Genomic DNA, 17961 nt, shown 5'->3' with positions numbered 1-17961 from the left:
AACTGTGCTGCCTAGTGAGGGTTGCGAAATCCGTCAGGTCGCACGAAAGTCTCCGCGCGACCTGGCGGGGTGGGTACTCGCTCGCGTTGCTTGCGATTGAGCCGCAGCAACACCTTCATCGAATTCTCGAACTGTTCGATCGGCTGGACATCGAGCACGCCGTCGCGCACCGCCGCATCGAAGACTTCCTCGCCTGTGCGGCTGCGGATGATGGTAATCGTCCAGTTGCTCGCGCCCACGCCGCCGCACGAGATGTCGGCGAGTTCCGCCGAAAAATCCGCACAGTGATGGCACTCGGGGCGCGCGTACTCTTGCGACTTGCGCAGATTCATTTCCACCAGCGTGCCGTCGTGCTTGAAGATCTGCACTTTGCCCTTCACGTTGAACTGCCGGATGTCGCTGAGGGCGATCCCCATCTGGTTTTGAATCGTATCGATCATCAAGCCATCGAAGCTGAACACTTCGCTACACAGCAAGCCTATATTGAACGCGACCCGCGCCCCGTACCCCTTCAGAAACTTGGTCTGCCGTTCGATGTGCTTGTCCTTCTTGCGGCCATTATTCAAGTACGATTCGTCGGTCGCCTGCATCTTGCGCACCGGGGTGATCTGACAGGGAACACCCACGAACGCGACTTTCGTCAAACCCAGTTTCTCGGCATCGGCGAGCGCAAGGTTGTTGGGACAGTATGTGTACCAAGAGCTGGCGCTGGCGATGATGTCCTCGACGCTAGTGACCACCTTCGGTACCGGTTGGCAGGGCTTGTCCTTGTCGACTGCCGAGACGATTGCCCCGTCGATCCGCTCATTGCGCCGCAGCCACGCGAGCAGTGTGGTGACCACGCCGCCATCTTCGCAACGCGCCAGTACTTCCGGGTCCTTGGAACGCGCCGCCACGATGCGCCGGTACGCGCCGAATGCCCCCCAATAGGTGTCCTGCGCCGCCAACTCATCGGCAAAGACCCGCTCGGTGAGGTGGTGTTCGCGGTCGCCCAAGCGCGGGCACACCTGCGCGCACACGTCGCAACCGATGCCCTCGCTGATACCGCAGTGGTCGAAGGCGGCGGTCGCTTTGGCAACCTGTTTCGGTTTCCCGTCGATGTAGTCGATGACATTGTGCGGACAGACCAGTACGCACGAGCCACATTCGCAGCAGCTCCCGTACGCCACCACCTCATTCATCATCTGCTTGAAGCTCGGATTCATACGCGCCGCCGCCCTTGAAAAAAAAGCAGGACGCTTGGCCCCGCCGAGGAAAAACCATAGACCCCGGTTCACATGCTGTCAACGTACGTTAGAGGTGGCGGCCGAATGCTGCGTCCGAGCCACCATCTCCCCACTTACCGCGACGCGCACGGTGATTGCCCCATCGCGATCGGTACGGAGCAGTGGCACCCCGGCAGTGCGATATGTCGCCTCAGTTCGCACAGCGGGAAAGCCGAATCGGTTGTCCAGCCCCAGCGAAACGACCGCCAGCCGTGGCGCGACCGCGGCGACAAAGGCGGGCGTACTCGACGTCGCGCTGCCGTGATGCGGAACCTTCAGCACGGTGCTCTGCAGTTGCCCGTCGGCTGACGCAATCAATGCCGCCTCGGCTCCGTGCTCGATGTCGCCAGTAAACAACAATCTGGTCGGCCCGCGCTGCAGCTGAACCACGAGCGAACGATCATTCGTCGAGGCGACCCCGTCCCCAGGAGCCAGCACGCGAACTCGCGCATCGCCACAGGGCCACTCCATTCCAGGAACCGCTATCACCGGGCGGACACTTGCCTCCGACAGCGCCTGCTCCAATTCGGCAAAGCGCACGCCACCGGCTGCAACTTCACCCGTCGACCAGAATTCGCCCGGGCTGAAATGCCTTGCCAAGAACGTTAGGCCGCCGAAGTGGTCCCACTGCGGGTGACTCATCACCAGCGCGTCGACATGCGCGATTTTGCGACTCCACAGGAATGGCGCGAGTACGCGTTCGCCGACATCGAATGAGCCGTTGCCCATGCCGCCGCCGTCGATCACCATCACGCTGGCTCCAGGACACTCGACCACCGCACTGTCGCCCTGCCCCACACTGAGGAAGGTGACCTGCAAATCGGTGCGATGATAGCGCGCGCCGTACCACCACAACACGTCGCACACCCCGACGATTGCGACAGCGCAGACTCCGAGTCGGCGCCACCGACCGGGAGCACGTACGACGATGAAGAGCGCCCCATAGACAATGCCCAGTTCCAGCACCGTCGGCGTCACCACGCGCAGCGCTGCGTACGGGATCGCGGCGAACGCCCACACCCCAAGCCGCCCGAGCCACAGAAACGGCCACGCTAACCACACCAGCACTCCGGCCAAGCCGCGCGACAACGGATACACGAGCGCCGCCGTCAGCCCGAGCGCGACCGCCGCCGTACCGATCAGCGGTACCACCACCGCATTGGCCAATAGGGCGACCAGGGACACCTGATTGAAGTGAAACGCGGTCAATGGCGCGGTGCCAACAAACGCGGCGCCGGAGACGGCCAAATAGGCGGCGACCGGCCGTGCAAACCGAATCGGCCCGTGTCGCAGCCGCACCAGATGCCGTTCCTCCCATTGGCGCCACCACGGCCAAAATCGCTCCAGCGCCAGCACCAAACTAAGCACCGCCATGAACGAGAGCTGAAAAGAGATGTCGAGCGGCGCTCCTGGCCACAGGACTGCGATGAGCAACGCGGCCGCTGCCAGGCTCACAACCAGGTCCCGCTCACGATCGACCAGCACAGCGCCGAGGAAGACCAGAATCATGATCAGCGACCGCAGCATCGCTGTGCTGCTGCCCGCGATGCCAGCATAGAGCAGTACCGGAATCACCGACGCGGCCACCGCCAGCTTCGGTACGTGCGCGCGCAACAACAGCCAGCGACTGCGCGCCAGCAGCCAACGCCACACCACATACCCGACGGTCGCCACCATGCCGACGTGCAAACCCGAGATCGACAGAACGTGATTGACACCCGCAGTCGTGAACTCCTGCTGCAACGGTCGAGACAAACCCGCGGTGTCGCCAATGATCAAGGCGCGCAGCAGCGCACGATCGTCTCCAGCGAGACGCTCGTCAATCAGCGAGCCAACCCCGCGGCGCCAGCGCGTGAGCCAACCGGCTGACGGCTGCCGATCGATTAGCTCGACCGCACTGTCATCACTCAAGAACGCGGTCACATAGATTCCCTGCCTTGCCAGGTAACTTTCGTAGTCGAACTCGCCCGGATTGCCAAAATTGCGCGGCCGGCGCAGCCGCACGGGCACGCGCACCAGGTCGCTCGCGAGCCAGTGTCGTTCGAGATCATGGACGGTCAGCAACACGCTACCGTGGACGGCGCGCATCGCACCTTCGTTCTCCAAGCCCTCTACGTCCAGCCGCACTCGCCCACCTTGCGGCCCGGCGCTACTATCTTCGCTCACTCGCGCCTCAATCACCCGCGTCACTCCATCGCACCACCGCGTGATGTGATCGCGATCAAATGACGGATTGAGCACCCCTTGCGTAGACCAATTGCCCCACGCGAATGCTCCGACCATCAACGCGGCAAGTCGTCCGCGGCGCCACAACGCCAGTGCGATCACTATGAGGCTCAGGAGCGCCAGCAACCACCCCGGCGCCAAGAGTTGCCGCCCGACGAGCAGTTGTCCAATGATCAAGGCGAGCGCCACCGCGACCAGCGGCGGAACGGCCGCCCGCGTAGATCGCTGTGTCGATGCTGAGCCCGCTTCGGTGGTCATGCCGTCGCTATCCCACGTGCGGCGTCAGGCCGCGCAGCCAACTAGTTCTCGTTCTCGAATTGCGCGGGTGTTGCGGTCGCATTCGATCCCGCCAGCGCCCGTTCGATGCTCTCGGCCAAGGCTGAGGAGATGCCCGACACTTCGGCCAGTTGTGCCGCGGTCGCATCGCGCATGCGGCGGACGCTGCCGAAATGACGCAGCAACCGCTTGCGACGGGTCGCACCAATCCCGGGGATGCCATCGAGCAACGACCGCAGTCGTTCCTTGCGGCGCAGCGCCCGGTGATAGGTGATGGCGAAGCGATGGGCTTCGTCTCGCACGCGTTGGAGCAAGAACAGCGCGCTCGAATTGCGCCTCAACACCACCGGGTTCTTCCGCCCGGGCAGGAACACCCGCTCCTCGCTGCGCTCGATCTCCGGCGCGCGGGCGTCGCGCTCGACCCGCATTTTGGCCAAGCCCGCCGCGTCCACTTCCGTGATCTCTAGTTCACGGAGCACTTCCAGAGCGACGTTGAGTTGCCCGATCCCACCATCCACGACGAGCAAATCCGGGAAGTCCGCCTTCTCCTTGGCGCGGCGATAGCGGCGGGTGAGCACCTCATACATCATGCGAAAGTCGTCCGCCCCTTCCACCGTACGGATACGAAAGCGGCGATAGCGGTTCTTGTCGGGCTCGCCCTCATCGAAGGTCACCATCGATCCCACCGCCAGCGTGCCTTGTATATTCGAGATGTCGAAGCACTCGATGCGCTTGGGGGCGTTGCGCAGGTGCAGCTTGGTCCGCAACTCCTCGAGCATGCGTTCACGCTGGTAGTCGCCATCCTGGCGCGCGCGGAAGCCCTGGCGCGCGTTCTCCGTCGCCATCGCCACCAGACGCACCTTGTCACCCCGCTGCGGGCACAAGAACTCGACCCGCCGCCCCCGCCGCTCGCTGAGATATTCCGCGCGCGTATCCGCGTCCTCGATCGCCACTGGCAACAGGATCTCATCCGGTAGGTAGCGATCGCCTTGGTAGAACTGCGTCAGCAAATCTTCGAGTACTTCTTCCGTCGAGAACTCGTAGTCCTCGATATGATAGGCCTGATTGCCGGTCAGCTTGCCACTGCGGATGAACAGCACCTGCGCTTCGATGAACCCGCCTTCCCGGTAGAGACCGAAGATGTCCTGATCGCCGCCCCAGTGCGATAAGACCTGCTGCGGTTCCTGCGTCTTCTCAATCGTGCGGATTTGATCACGCAAGCGGGCGGCGTCCTCGAAGCGCAGATCACTTGCCGCCGCGCTCATCTCATCGCGGAGTTGCCGAACCAACTGTTGATTCTTCCCTTCGAGCAACAACATCGCCTCGCGCAGGTGACGTTGATAGGTGTCTGCATCCACTGGCAGACAGCATGGAGCGAGGCAGCGCTTGATTTGATACTCCAAGCACGGCCGCGACCGATTGCGAAATACGCCGTCGCTGCAGGTGCGCAACGGGATCACTTTGCGAATGGTATCGAGCGTCTCGCGCACGCCAGAGGCCGACGAGAACGGACCGAAGTAGCGGCTTCCGTCCTTGACGATCTTGCGTGTGACCACAATCCGCGGCCAGTCCTGCTGAACGGTTACCTTCACACTGACGTACGACTTGTCGTCCTTGAGCCGGATGTTGTAGCGCGGCTTGTACTGCTTGATGAGATTGTTCTCGAGGATCAGTGCTTCCTTGTCGTTGCTGGTGACCAGCGTTTCAAAGTCGGTGACGCGCTGCACTAGAAAGCGGACCTGCACCCGCTCGTCGCCGCCGCGAAAATAGCTGCGGACGCGACTGCGGAGGTTCTTGGCCTTGCCGACGTAGATGACCTTGGCGTGTTTATCCTTGAGCAGATAGACGCCCGGCTGCGCTGGCAACGAGGCCAGCTTCTCCTCGCACTCATGCTGCAGCGCGCCCACTGCCGCCGCCGCTTCTTTGTCGGCGGTTGTTTGCTCAACCGAGTCGCTCACCCGATAGTCTCACTCGCGGAGGCGGAGCCTATACCCACCGCCCGCGCAGGGAAAGAACCTCGCGGCAGCGTCACCGCGGTGACGTTTCAGCGCGGAACGCTCTCGCCGCGTCGCGCGTGTATACGCACATGGACCGTAACACGGCCGACAACACGGCCAGCCGCTTCGCTCGCGAGATGGTACGCAACTCGCAGAGCACATTTCCTGTGTGACGCGCGCAATTTCGCTCGCAGAGACTGATGGAGCTGAGTCATTTATGGCAACGCACAAGGGCCAACAACCCCCATCCATGAGCAGCGGTCCTATCCTCCTCGTTGAGGACGACCCCGACGATGCCGATCTGACGTTGCGCGCTCTGCGGCGCGCTCGCATCCTCAACCAGTTGGTCACGGTGCCGACCGCCGATCAGGCGCTGGTGTTGCTCCAGCGGCAGCAATACGCCGACCCGCACAACCCGGCCGCCTTCAGCTTCGTATTGCTCGACCTCAATCTCCCAGGAATGGGCGGACGCGGACTGTTGGATGCGATGCACAACGATCGCCGACTCAGTGAAGTACCGATCGTGGTCCTGACTTCAAGCGATTCGACCATCGACCGCTTGCGCAGCTACAAGCGCGGCGCCCTCGCCTTCCTCGAGAAGCCGATTCAGGTGCCCGAACTGTTGCGGGTGCTCGGCGATCTCTCAGACGGTGGGATCTACGTCGTCCGCAACGCCGCCTGAATTGGCGGCGCGCGCTTCGCGGGTCGCCAACTCGCGCTCGCGCAGGCGCTGAATCTGGTCCCGCACTTCCGCCGCGCGTTCGAATTCCAGATCACCGGCGGCTTGGCGCATCTGCTTTTCGAGTGCGGCGATGCGTTTGGAAAGTTCCTTGAGCGACAAGTACTCCGCATCGGCTTCGGCGACAATCGGCACATCGACGTAGTCCGCTTCGGCACTCTCGACGAGCCGCGGATCAATCGCCTTTTGGATCGTTGACGGCGTGATGCCGTGTTCCTGGTTGTATGCAGCTTGCTTGGCCCGCCGGCGATCGGTTTCGTCGATGGCCCGACGCATCGAATCGGTCACATGGTCCGCATACATGATCACGGTGCCATTGACGTTGCGCGCCGCGCGGCCGGTGGTTTGAATCAACGAACGCTCCGAGCGGAGAAATCCTTCCTTGTCGGCGTCGAGGATCGCCACCAACGAGACCTCGGGCAGGTCGAGCCCCTCGCGCAGCAAGTTGATACCGACCAGCACATCACAGACCCCTTTGCGCAGGTCGCGGATGATGTCGACGCGCTCGATGGTCTCGATATCGGAATGCAGATAGCGCACTCGCAAGCCAAGTTCCTGAAAGTAGTCGGTGAGGTCTTCGGCCATCTTCTTGGTCAACGTGGTAACCAGCACGCGTTCGTTTCGCGCGATGCGCTCGCGGATTGCCTCCAGCAGATCGTCGACCTGGTTGCGCGCCGGTCGCACACTGATCTGCGGATCCGTCAGCCCGGTGGGCCGGATAACCTGCTCGACCACCACGCCGCGGGCCTGCTCGAGTTCGTAGTTCCCCGGCGTTGCGGACACGTAGACGATCTGGCGGATCAGCGCGTCGAACTCCTGGAAATTCAGCGGCCGGTTGTCGAGCGCGGAGGGCAAGCGGAAGCCGAAATCGACCAAGGTTCCCTTGCGGGCGCGATCGCCACGATACATGCCGCCGATTTGCGGAACGGTCACGTGACTCTCGTCGACAATGAGCAACCAGTCCTCCGGAAAGTAGTTGATCAGCGTCGGGGGTGGTTCGCCCGTCTGACGACCGGTGAGATGGCGCGAGTAGTTCTCGATCCCCGGGCAGAAGCCCATCTCGGCGAGCAGTTCAAGATCGTAGAGCGTGCGCTGCTCGAGTCGCTGCGCTTCCAGCAGCTTGTTGTCGGCGCGGAACTCTGCGATGCGCGCCTTCAGTTCGGAACGAATAGCGGCGACGGCCTTCTCCATTCGCTCCGGAGCCGTCACGTAGTGGCTGGCGGGATAGATCGCCACCTTGTCCAATCGTCGCAGCACCTGGCCACGCAGTGGGTCGATCTCGCCGAGCGCGTCGATGGTGTCGCCGAACAGTTCGATGCGTATGGCGCGCGCCTCTTCGTACGCCGGAAACACTTCGATCACGTCGCCCCGCACCCGGAAGGTCCCGCGGTGGAAGTCGTAGTCGTTGCGCTGGTACTGAATGTCCACCAGTTTGCGCAGCAGCGCGTCGCGGTCGACGGTGCCGCCGCGCTCGAGGAAGATCAGCATCTCGAAGTACGCTTCCGGCGACCCTAAGCCGTAGATGCAGGAGACGCTGGCGACGATCAGGGCATCGTTGCGTTCCAGCAACGCCTTGGTGGCGGAGTGGCGCATCTTATCGATGTCGTCGTTGATCGAGGAATCCTTCTCAATGTACGTGTCGGTGCTCGGCACGTACGCTTCGGGCTGGTAGTAGTCGTAGTAGCTGACGAAGTAGCGCACGGCGTTTTCGGGAAACAGCCCCTTGAACTCGCTGTAGAGCTGCGCCGCTAAGGTCTTGTTCGGAGCGATCACCAGCGTCGGCTTGTTCACGCGGGCGATGACGTTCGCCATCGTAAACGTTTTGCCGGAGCCGGTGACGCCCAACAGCACTTGGCTGCGCAGGCCGCGCGCCAAGCCATCGATGAGCTGGGTGATTGCCTGCGGCTGATCGCCTTGTGGGGTGAAGTCCGCCACCAGGCGAAAGGTACCCTCGTGTGCCACGGGATCGTCTATAGCAGAGCTGCCCGATTGAATTCATCCGCCGCTTGTGGCGAGATGCGATCCATCTTACTTAGGCGTCAGGGAGGTGACTTATGCGGAAGTGGATCGCAGTGGCGGCAATGGCCGCTGCTTCAACGCTGGCGACGGTCGGCACTGTGCGTGCGGAAGAGCAATCCTTCACCATCGTCAACATCGAATACGAGGGCTCCAAGTTGTGGCTACCCTCGACTTTGGTCGTGCACAAGGGCGACAAAGTGAAACTGAAACTGATCAACAACGTGAAGGCCGACCCCAATCAGCACGGGTACAAGATCGCAGCCGTCAATGTCGAAGAAGTCGTCACCCGCGGCGAACCGAAGACCGTCGAGTTCACTGCCGACAAGGAAGGCATCTTCCCGATCACTTGCCAACTCCATCCCGCGCACGTTGGCGGGCAGCTCGTCGTGTTACCATAGTGAGCGCTGGCGGGGGCCGAGCCCCCGCCGCACTCCCAGACGCTCAGTGCTGCAACGCCGGCCGTGTGGTGACCAACTCCGGCCTGGGTGTCGCTCGCTCACTGTTCAGAATCAACCCCAGCAACGACACCAAGAGACCGAAACCCAGCACCATTCCGACCGTGCCGGCATCTCCATACCCGAAAGCGAGTTCGGTGAGCGGCTTCGCCCACATGAGTGTTCCGATTCCGGTTGCGATCATGACGAGCCTCCTATCCTGAACATCTGTCCACGCTGCGAAATTGAAACTGCAGTCGGCGTGCCACAGATTACGGACGACGTGCGCACCTCCGTTGCGCACGTGGTAGCGAGACCGCGGGCAAGTTGGTAATAGATTCCGAGACGTGGCAGTGCTGAAACAGCGCACGAGCACGGAAGGAGCTGCGATGGAGCCGGTCTACGATTCTTCGCTCGAAGCCCACTTGCGGCGTATCGAAGGCTACATGCGTGGCTGCCACCTGCTCACGTATCCGCGCGAACACAGTGCGCTGCGCGACGAACTCGCCAACTTCATCCGCACGGCCTGTCCAACCGTGCTCGACACCTGGGTGGAACTGATCGGCACCGCGTTCAACATTCCCGAATGGGAATGGCCGGGGATTCACGAAGGCATGAGTGACGCGCTGGGGCGCTGGATCGCGCACATCGTCAATCCCGCGGACATCGACACCTACGTCTACCTGCGGAGCCACGCCCGCCGTGGATTCATTTCTCAATTCTCCGCGTCCCGCTTCCTCAGCGGCCAAATGAAGTTGCGCCATATGCTCGCCGACCGCCTGCGCGAGCAATACGCCGATCAGCCCGAAAAGCTCGATGCGCTCTCGGCCCTGCTCCAGCAAGAGTTCCAGGAGCGGCTGCTGCATATCACCGACTTCTTCGTCGAAGGACGAGAAGAAGAGTTGCGCGAACAGGAAGCCAGTTACCGCAATCGCATCGACAACTCGCCGGCCGTGATGTTCAAACTCGACTACGACATTGGCACCGTGCTCGACGCCAACATCGTCGCCGAGAAGCTCATGGGCTACCGTCGCGATGAGATGGCCGGCATGCGTCTGTGGGACCTGTTACCGCCGACCGAACGCCCTCGCGCGCAGCGGCTGTTGGAAGAGACCAAGGTGCGCGGACACTCCGAACGCGAAGATCTTCACCTGCAGACTCGCCGCGGGGAGATCGTGCCGGTATTTTTCAACGCGGGGCTGATCGAGTACGGCCATCAGCGCTATTTTCAAATCATCTGTGTCGATATTTCGGATCGCAAGCGCCTGGAGAGCCAGCTGATCCAGTCAGAGAAGATGGCGGCGATCGGCCAACTCGCCGCCGGCATCGCGCACGAGATTCGCAATCCCCTCGGCATCATTTTGAACGCGCTCTACGATCTCAGTGAGCTCGTCGACCGCAGCAATCCGGAGATTCAGGAAGATCTCCAGATCGCCAAAGACGAGATGGGGCGCGTGCAGGAGATCATCAACAACCTGCTCGAATTCTCGCGCGAGTCGCGGGCCGAGTTGGAGCCGGTCGACATCAACGATCTGCTCCGCAAGACATTGCAGCTCATTCACAAGAGCCTGCAGAACGCCGATGTCCGCGTCACCACCGACCTCGGCCTGTCGGCGCCCTGCTTGGCCAATCAGAACGCGCTGCGGCAAATCTTCCTCAACCTGATTACCAACGCCGTGCAAGCGATGCCGCACGGCGGCGAGCTGCGTCTCCGCACCGCCTCGCTACCCAACGGACGCGTGCAGATAGAGTTCAGCGACAGCGGCGTGGGCATTCCGGAGGATAGCCTCAAGGATATCTTCAATCCGTTCTTCACCACCAAAGCACCCGGGCAAGGCACCGGGCTCGGCTTGTCGGTCGTCCACTCCGTGGTGCAGCGCTATCAAGGCGAGATCACCGTCCGCAGCAAGCCGAATGAAGGCTCGACTTTCATCATCGAGCTGCCCTGCCAGTGCGGCACCGAGTCCCAGGCGATCGACGCCCACCTACACGCGGCCGCGCCCGCTGCGTCTCCTGTTCACTGAGCATGCCGAACGCACGCATTCTCCTCGTCGAGGACGAGGCCAACATGATTCGCACGTTGGCCAAAATTCTCGAACGCAAGGGTTACATGGTCGATACCGCCGCCAATGGCGAGATGGCCCTGCAGCGACTCACCGAACAGCCCGCCGACATCGTCATTACCGACCTCAATATGCCGGTGATGGATGGCATGACGCTGCTGCGCATGATGCACGAGCGTAACCTGACGCCGACCACCATCGTGTTGACCGGCCATGGCACGATTCAATCGGCGGTCGATGCCATGAAGCTTGGGGCCGCCGACTACCTCATCAAGCCGTGTCATCCCGACGAGCTGCTCATCGTCGTCGAGCGCCTGCTCGAAACCCGGCAACTGCGCCGCGAGGTCACGCACCTCAAGCAGCAACTGCGCCGGTACGACCGCTTCGGCGAGATCGTCGGCAAGAGCCGCCCGATGCAGGGCATTTACGCGATCATCGACGCGGTCAGTCGCAACAAGAGCAATGTCCTGCTCTTCGGCGAGAATGGGACCGGCAAGGAGTTGGTCGCGCGCACAATCCACGCCAAGAGCCCGCTCGCCGCGCAACCCTTCTTCGCCGTCAACTGCGGCGCGCTGGCCGAAACCCTGCTCGAGAGCCAGCTGTTCGGTCATCGCAAGGGCGCATTCACTGGGGCCGTCGAGGATCACGACGGCGTGTTCGTGGCGGCTGACGGCGGCACGTTGTTCCTCGATGAGATCGCCGAGATCCCTCTGCCGCTGCAAGTGAAGTTCTTGCGTGCGATCCAAGAGAAGGAGGTCACGCCGCTGGGGTCGACGAAGGCGGTGCGCGTGGACGTTCGGATCATCGCCGCCACCAACCGCGATCTCGAAACCGCGATGGCCGAAGGCGGCTTCCGCAGCGACCTCTACTATCGTCTCAATGTCGTGTCGATTCATCTGCCACCGCTGCGCGAGCGCCGGGATGACATCGCGCCGCTGGTCACTCATTTCACCGCCGAATTCAGCCGTGCCTATGGCGTCGAGCCGAAACAGGTGACCCCAGAGGCGATGCAACGCCTACTCGGCTATCGCTGGCCGGGCAATATTCGCGAGTTGCAGAACGTGATCGAGCGCGCCTTCGCACTGTCGCCCGCCCCGGAAATCACGGAACGTGACCTGCCGCCCGCGCTGTTCACTTCGGGGAACGGTACGCCCGCTATCGAAGGGCTGGCAGAACCGATCCCGTTCGAGGATCTCGAACGACTCAACATCCTTGCCGCGCTCCGCAAGAGCGGAGGAAACAAGAACGAGGCGGCGCGTCTGCTCCACATCGATCGCCAGCGCCTCTACCGCAAGCTCGGAAAATATGGTCTCGCGTAGCCCGCGTCTCGCCCCTCGTCGCGTTTCAACACACGTGGACGGGCAGATCGTGACCGTTCACTACTGCTACTTTGCCTCACACCTCCGCTCCGCCTTTCGCGCCCCGTGGCATTGATCCTGCTCAGCAGCTCTCCCCGCGAGGTGCGTCCGGGAATGTCAGCCGAGTGCGAGTGTAGTGAAGACAAAAAGCGGCTGCTCTTAGTCGCGTGCAATCCGAACTTTCGACGGACCCTCGAGCGCATTCTCTCCCGCTGCGGGTACGAGGTCGACGGTGCGGATTCTGGCGAAGCGGCCCTCCGCCTCTTCGAATCCAAGTCCTATGATGCCGTCATCTCCGAGGTCGCGTTGCCCGGCACCATTTGCGGCCTGACCGTGTTCGACCGAGTGCGACGCTCGCGCCCGGGGTTGCCGATTATTTTTCTGACCGAATGCGAGACCACGCGCCTGCGAGCGGTGATCGAGCAGACGATCCGAGTGAACTGCCTCTCCCTGCCGGTTGACGTCGATCAACTCAAGCAAGTCATCGCGCGCACTACCGCCAACTCGGCGGCCTCAGCCGGTTAAGGATGCCCGCAAGGGCGCGGCCGCCTGCCACAGCTCGTCGAGGCGAGCCCCGCTAATCCGTCCCCGCAGTTGCTCCACCCGTAGCAGCAACAGGTACGTCTGAATCACATCGGCCTGACAGTACCGCTCAATCGCTGCCAGTTCACCGGCTTCCCACAACTTCTGGACATCTCCACCAGCCACCGACGTCTTCCCGGGAAGTCCGATCAGCTTGGTCAACAGATCCAAACCACCGCGCACCCGATACATGCCGAAATTCGTGATGAACTCGTGGAGATCATAGTGCTTGTCAGAGTAACGGGCGCGCGCGCCGTGGCGATCGTTGAAGTGGCGTGGCGCCGGCACCCCATGGCGCAGCGCCTGGAGCTCCATGACCGGCAAATCGAAGCCGCGACCGTTGAAGGTCACCAACGTACCGCTGAAACTCTCCACTCGCGACCAGAAGTCCTGCGCGATATCGCGACCTGAGCCGTCGGCACTGCTGAGAATCTGCGCGCCCTCCCAACTCAAGTCGTCGCGTATCGCCGCCAAGACGATCACGATCGGTAGGTGAAACGACAGGGGAAAGAAGTCGCTCTGGTGCTCGGCGAGCAGCTGTTGCCGAACTTGGGCAAAGGCCTCGTCGTCGCTCACGGCTGCGCCGGGAAGATAGATGCTGCGCACCAGCCCCTTATCGATGCGCGTTTCGATGTCGAACACCAGGTAGCTCATCGTTACCGCCTTCCCTGTAGGACTCGCACCCAAACCCGATGGCCGTCCTCGATTTCGATGAGTCGCTGCTCGTGGACGGCGAAGTGTCGCTTCATCAACTGCGGCAGCGTCGCCTCTTCCGCTCGTACCGACTCGGCAATCCACGCCTCGCCGTCAGAAGCCAGAGCACCAATCAGAAAATCCATCAAGCGCTCATTCGCCGTCGGATCGTAGGTCACATCCGCGGCCAAGCAAAGATCGAACGGACCGCAGATCGCGGGCTGCCGCCAATCCATGACTGCCACGGAGCCGTGCAAGCCATTGCGACGGAGATTGCGGTTTGCAAACCGCGCCGCAGCAACGTTGCGATCAGTGAGAACAACGGCGGCACCGCAGCGAGCCGCGACCAAAGCCGGAACCCCCAAGCCACACCCAACTTCGAGCACGCGGCGACCATCCAGCCGAGCGCCCGCATTCGCCACGAGCCGCGCCAGCGCCAGTGCCGCCGGCCACAGATGCGCCCAGTACGGCGGCTCGCTTGCCCGCTCGTCGCGCAAAAGCGCGTCGCGATCGACGTGATCCGCCAAGTTGGCGAGCCGCGTGAGCCATAGAGGACCTCCGGGCAGATCGGTGAGACTGTCCTCGGTAGCGCGCGAGATACCGGTTGCAACGCTCACAGGAATGGCGCGAACACGCGCATCGCCGACAGCAACGCCTCAATGTCCGCATAGGGTTCGAGATCCTGATACAGGGCTTGGTAGTAGCCTGCGGCGCGCACCTCATCCGCCGCGCTCTCAGCTGCGGCAACCGTGCCTTCGAAGATCTTCAGCAAACCTTGCACGTTCAGCTTGGTCTCGACCGGAATCTCGTCGGAGATCGCGACCAGTAAGCGCACTCGATCGCTGAGTTTGAGCACACGTTCGACGTCAGTGAGCGGTTCAGCCATGACCGTTCCTCTCGCTAGTACCCGGCGGCGCGAACCTCGTCCTCGTCGAGGCCAACGAAATGCCCGACTTCGTGAATCACCGTTCGCAAAATCTGCCGTCGAATCGCCTCCGGTGACCGGCACGCCCGCGTCAACGGCCTGTAGAAGATTGTGATACGGTCCGGCAACCTCCCCGTGGCCAGCGCAGTGCGTTCACTCAAAGGCACACCTTCGTAGAGACCGAACAACGTATCGCGCCGCGGGTCGAGGCCCATTTGCAGCAAGACGTCGCCCGACGGCTCATCCTCGACGAGCACGGTGACGTTATCAAGGCGTTTCGCAAACTCTTGCGGGAGTGCATCCAACGCCTCGGCCACCAACTCTTCGAACCGCTCTCGATCCATACGCGCGCGGATCATACACCATCTTGACCGCTGCGCGGAATGCTGACACAAGCTGCCCACACATGCAGCGACTATTCCTTGCGATCGTGGTGTTCGCGTGCGCCACGCTGGCCGCCTGCAGTGGTAGCTCTCCGACGCCGACCCGCCCAGACGAACTGCTATTCGCCGTGGTCGGAACAAGCGGTGAAGGATTTCAGGTCGTCGACTTCAAGACCTCGAACGGCCCGGTGCATACGATCGCTCAACCGTGTAGTAAGGAGAACGCCCGCAATGACTTCACTAGCCCGTACGCGTTCTTCTTGTTGAATGCGCAACAGCCGGTGCGGGGTACCTTCCAACGCGCCGTCGAGAGCAGCGACTGCCCCGCCCCGTCTTCGACTACGTCTCCGGTTCCGCTGCAACTCTACAACTTCGGCTTCAACACCAGCACACCGTTTCGAAGCGGCGAGATTCCGCCTGACTCGGACCTCCCGGTTTCCCTCGCGACCTCCGCCCAGGAGATCAAGCCAGTCAATGGTCCCGATGTTCGCGTCGAGGTCTGCGATCAAGATCAAACTCCTCCGATCTCGAACCTATGCAGCGACCAGGTCAATCAACAACCGATCCCGTTCACGGCCTCGATTGGCGACGAGGTCGCAACTTTCATCGCCTGTAGTTTCTTCGAAACCGCCGACACCGGTCGCCCGGCCGGGACGTGCGGCACTCCCGCAATCTTCTACCTCGAAGCCCCACAGAGCTTCGCGGTAGCGTTTGTGGCCAACCAGAGCCCTAATACCGGTGACGTCGTGCTCGTCAATCTGTATATTAATGGTGTCTTGCAAGGCACCGACACTGCGTCGACGAGCAACCGCAACGCCAAGGTCCAGTTCCGATTCTGAAGATTCGCGGCAACTGTTATCCACAACGTCTCGAGCGGACACCGGTTGCGGCCGAAAACTGAACCGTCAACCGATTCGACTCTAACTCGGCAGATCTAAGCCGCCGTCGACCCAACTCTTTCTGATCGACGGACCGCTGACCACTTTTGTGGCAATTCAAGCAAACCCTTCTCTGACAAGAACCAGAGCCTTCCTGTCCACAGCTTATCAACAGAAGCTGTGGACTTGACGCGCTCAGGCGACCGTTTGTGCGGCCTTAACCGCCTTTTGCGCGGCGTCGGCCATGTCGGTAGCCGCAATAACGTTGAGTCCGGAGTCGGCCAAAATACGCCGACCGATGTCGACGTTCGTCCCCTCGAGTCGCACCACGAGCGGCACGTTGAGTTTCACCTGTCGCGCCGCCTCCACCACGCCACTCGCGAGCACGTCGCACCGCATGATGCCGCCGAAGATATTGATCAGCACCGCGCGTACCTGCCGATCGGAGAGCAGAATCTTGAACGCTTCGGCCACACGCTCGGCGGTCGCGCCACCACCGACATCGAGGAAGTTGGCCGGTGAGCCGCCGCAGTGTTTGATGATGTCCATCGTCGCCATCGCCAAGCCCGCGCCGTTCACCATGCATCCGATGGTTCCGTCGAGTGCGATGTAGCTGAGGTCGTGCTTAGCCGCCTCGGTCTCCTTCGGATCCTCCTCGTTGAGGTCGCGCAGCTCACGCACGCCGGCGCGGTAGAGGGCATTGTCATCGAAGCCCATCTTGGCATCGAGCGCCACAACGCTGCCTGCTTTGGTGATGACCAGCGGATTGATCTCCATCAGTGACGCATCGTGCTCGACGAACGCTCGATACACACCGTCCATGAACTTCACCGCTTCACGGATCGAACTCGAGTCTAGTCCCAAGGCGAAAGCCAGCTTGCGCGCCTGGAACGCTTGCAGCCCGACCGCCGGGTCGATGCTCTCGCGCAAAATCTTTTCCGGGGTTTTGGCGGCGACCTCCTCGATCTCCATGCCGCCTTCGGTGCTCGCCATCATGACCGGGCGACCTATCGCACGGTCGATCACCATGCCGAGATACAACTCGCGCGCGATCGCGCTGGCCTCCTCCACGAGCACGCGCCGCACCACGCGGCCGCTTGGCCCGGTTTGATGCGTCACCAGCATCTTGCCGATCAGAGAATTCGCAAAGTCGCGAGCTTCCTCCGGCGTGCGACAGACCTTTACCCCGCCAGCCTTGCCACGGCCGCCGGCGTGAATCTGCGCCTTCACCACGCAGGTCCCCCCGATCTCGCGCGCAATCGCTGCGGCTTCGTCGCCGCTGCTCGCCGCGCTCCCATTCGGGACCGCGACGCCGTACTTTCGGAGGATATCCTTCGCCTGGAACTCGTGAATGTTCATGCCGCTCCTTCAACCCCAGAGAAGATCTTTGACCGCCTTGATCGTCGTCTGCCGACCGAGCTCCGCGATCGCCGTCGTCAGCGGAATTTCCTTCGGACACACCTGCACACAGTTCTGCGCGTTGCCGCAATCGGCGATCCCGCCTTCGCCCATCACAGCGGCCAAGCGCTCGTCCTTGTTCAGTGCGCCGGTCGGATGCATGTTGAACAATACCACCTGCGCCATCGTAGCGGCCCCCATGAACTTCGATGCGTCGTTCACCTGCGGGCAAACTTCCAAGCAACAGCCGCAGGTCATGCAGCGCGACAGCAGGTACGCGAACTCTTGCCGGTCGGCCGGCACGCGCGGCCCGGGACCAAGGTCGTACGTGCCGTCGATCGGAATCCAAGCGTTGACGCGCTTCAGCGACTCGAACATGCGACTGCGATCGACGACGAGATCCCGCACCAGCGGAAACTTTGTCATCGGCTCCAACGTGATCGGCTGGCTGAGATGATCGACGAGCGCCGTACACGCCTGCCGCACCCGTCCATTCACCACCATCGTGCACGAGCCGCAGACTTCTTCGAGGCAGCTGGCTTCCCACACCACCGGCGACGTAGGCGTGCCGTCCTTGGTCACCGGGTTGCGGCGGACCTCCATCAGGACCGACAGCACGTTGTGTTGCGCCTTGTACGGGATTTCAAACTCTTGCCAATACGGCGTCGCCCCCGGTCCGTCCTGCCGTTTGATGCGAAGGGTGATCGAGCGCGCTTCCATCGCCT

General features: G+C 62.1%; 17 protein-coding genes. 6 read left to right on the top strand and 11 right to left on the bottom strand.

What is annotated here, in order from left to right; all coding sequences use genetic code 11:
- Positions 1 to 11: 11 nt before the first annotated feature.
- The 3 genes from HYR72_23665 to uvrC all read right to left on the bottom strand — a co-directional run bounded on the left by HYR72_23665 (position 12) and on the right by uvrC (position 5665).
- Positions 12 to 1205 carry a Coenzyme F420 hydrogenase/dehydrogenase, beta subunit C-terminal domain gene (locus tag HYR72_23665; protein ID MBI1817988.1) on the bottom strand — a complete coding sequence of 398 codons (1194 nt, stop codon included), beginning with the start codon at positions 1203 to 1205 and terminating at the stop codon, positions 12 to 14.
- A 78-nt stretch (positions 1206 to 1283) separates the two neighbouring features.
- The gene (locus tag HYR72_23660) at positions 1284 to 3749 is read right to left on the bottom strand and encodes a DNA internalization-related competence protein ComEC/Rec2 (protein ID MBI1817987.1); all 2466 of its coding nucleotides are present in this window, start codon (positions 3747 to 3749) and stop codon (positions 1284 to 1286) included.
- Positions 3750 to 3790: 41 nt separating this feature from the next.
- Positions 3791 to 5665, bottom strand: coding sequence for an excinuclease ABC subunit UvrC (uvrC, locus tag HYR72_23655; protein ID MBI1817986.1), 1875 nt, complete (start codon positions 5663 to 5665; stop codon positions 3791 to 3793).
- 349 nt (positions 5666 to 6014) lie between these two features.
- Between uvrC and HYR72_23650 the strand changes: the two genes are divergently transcribed.
- Complete coding sequence (locus HYR72_23650) at positions 6015 to 6446, top strand: response regulator (GenBank protein MBI1817985.1); 432 nt, start codon at positions 6015 to 6017, stop codon at positions 6444 to 6446.
- Here HYR72_23650 and uvrB read toward each other — a convergent pair.
- Positions 6408 to 8465, bottom strand: coding sequence for an excinuclease ABC subunit UvrB (uvrB, locus tag HYR72_23645; GenBank protein MBI1817984.1), 2058 nt, complete (start codon positions 8463 to 8465; stop codon positions 6408 to 6410). The two genes, HYR72_23650 and uvrB, sit on opposite strands and share 39 nt — an antisense overlap.
- A gap of 92 nt (positions 8466 to 8557) precedes the next feature.
- Here uvrB and HYR72_23640 point away from each other — a divergent pair, with 92 nt between their 5' ends.
- Positions 8558 to 8920, top strand: coding sequence for a cupredoxin domain-containing protein (locus tag HYR72_23640; GenBank protein ID MBI1817983.1), 363 nt, complete (start codon positions 8558 to 8560; stop codon positions 8918 to 8920).
- 43 nt (positions 8921 to 8963) lie between these two features.
- Here HYR72_23640 and HYR72_23635 read toward each other — a convergent pair whose 3' ends face one another.
- Positions 8964 to 9161 (bottom strand): hypothetical protein, encoded by a 198-nt coding sequence (locus HYR72_23635; GenBank protein ID MBI1817982.1) that lies wholly within the window; start codon positions 9159 to 9161, stop codon positions 8964 to 8966.
- A gap of 184 nt (positions 9162 to 9345) precedes the next feature.
- Between HYR72_23635 and HYR72_23630 the strand changes: the two genes are divergently transcribed.
- The 3 genes from HYR72_23630 (at position 9346) to HYR72_23620 (ending at position 12902) form a co-directional block, all read left to right on the top strand.
- Positions 9346 to 10980 (top strand): PAS domain S-box protein, encoded by a 1635-nt coding sequence (locus tag HYR72_23630; GenBank protein MBI1817981.1) that lies wholly within the window; start codon positions 9346 to 9348, stop codon positions 10978 to 10980.
- 2 nt (positions 10981 to 10982) lie between these two features.
- Positions 10983 to 12338, top strand: a complete 1356-nt coding sequence (locus tag HYR72_23625; protein ID MBI1817980.1) for a sigma-54-dependent Fis family transcriptional regulator — start codon at positions 10983 to 10985, stop codon at positions 12336 to 12338.
- A 153-nt stretch (positions 12339 to 12491) separates the two neighbouring features.
- Positions 12492 to 12902, top strand: a complete 411-nt coding sequence (locus tag HYR72_23620) for a response regulator (GenBank protein MBI1817979.1) — start codon at positions 12492 to 12494, stop codon at positions 12900 to 12902.
- On the opposite strand, the gene HYR72_23615 is transcribed toward HYR72_23620, so the two are convergent.
- The 4 genes from HYR72_23615 to HYR72_23600 are packed head-to-tail and all read right to left on the bottom strand — an operon-like array spanning position 12891 to position 14921.
- On the bottom strand, positions 12891 to 13613 hold the full coding sequence (locus HYR72_23615; protein ID MBI1817978.1) for a 3'-5' exonuclease: 723 nt from the start codon (positions 13611 to 13613) through the stop codon (positions 12891 to 12893). The genes HYR72_23620 and HYR72_23615 overlap by 12 nt on opposite strands.
- Positions 13614 to 13615: 2 nt before the next feature.
- A complete protein-coding gene (locus tag HYR72_23610; protein ID MBI1817977.1) occupies positions 13616 to 14269 on the bottom strand; it encodes a methyltransferase in 654 nt (217 codons plus the stop codon).
- Complete coding sequence (locus HYR72_23605; GenBank protein ID MBI1817976.1) at positions 14266 to 14538, bottom strand: hypothetical protein; 273 nt, start codon at positions 14536 to 14538, stop codon at positions 14266 to 14268. Before HYR72_23605 ends, HYR72_23610 begins: the two co-directional genes overlap by 4 nt.
- 14 nt (positions 14539 to 14552) lie before the next feature.
- Complete coding sequence (locus HYR72_23600; protein MBI1817975.1) at positions 14553 to 14921, bottom strand: metallopeptidase family protein; 369 nt, start codon at positions 14919 to 14921, stop codon at positions 14553 to 14555.
- Between the two features lie 62 nt (positions 14922 to 14983).
- Here HYR72_23600 and HYR72_23595 point away from each other — a divergent pair, with 62 nt between their 5' ends.
- Positions 14984 to 15799: a hypothetical protein gene (locus HYR72_23595; GenBank protein MBI1817974.1), complete on the top strand. Its 816-nt coding sequence runs from the start codon at positions 14984 to 14986 to the stop codon at positions 15797 to 15799.
- Between the two features lie 234 nt (positions 15800 to 16033).
- Here HYR72_23595 and sucC read toward each other — a convergent pair whose 3' ends face one another.
- Positions 16034 to 17197 carry an ADP-forming succinate--CoA ligase subunit beta gene (gene sucC / locus HYR72_23590; GenBank protein MBI1817973.1) on the bottom strand — a complete coding sequence of 388 codons (1164 nt, stop codon included), beginning with the start codon at positions 17195 to 17197 and terminating at the stop codon, positions 16034 to 16036.
- Positions 17198 to 17206: 9 nt separating this feature from the next.
- Complete coding sequence (gene sdhB, locus HYR72_23585) at positions 17207 to 17956, bottom strand: succinate dehydrogenase iron-sulfur subunit (GenBank protein MBI1817972.1); 750 nt, start codon at positions 17954 to 17956, stop codon at positions 17207 to 17209.
- Positions 17957 to 17961 lie beyond the last annotated feature (5 nt).

It is taken from the genome of Deltaproteobacteria bacterium (assembly GCA_016178705.1).
Lineage (GTDB): Bacteria > Desulfobacterota > Binatia > HRBIN30 > JACQVA1 > JACOST01.
This window is presented reverse-complemented; position numbering and strand designations above follow the sequence as displayed.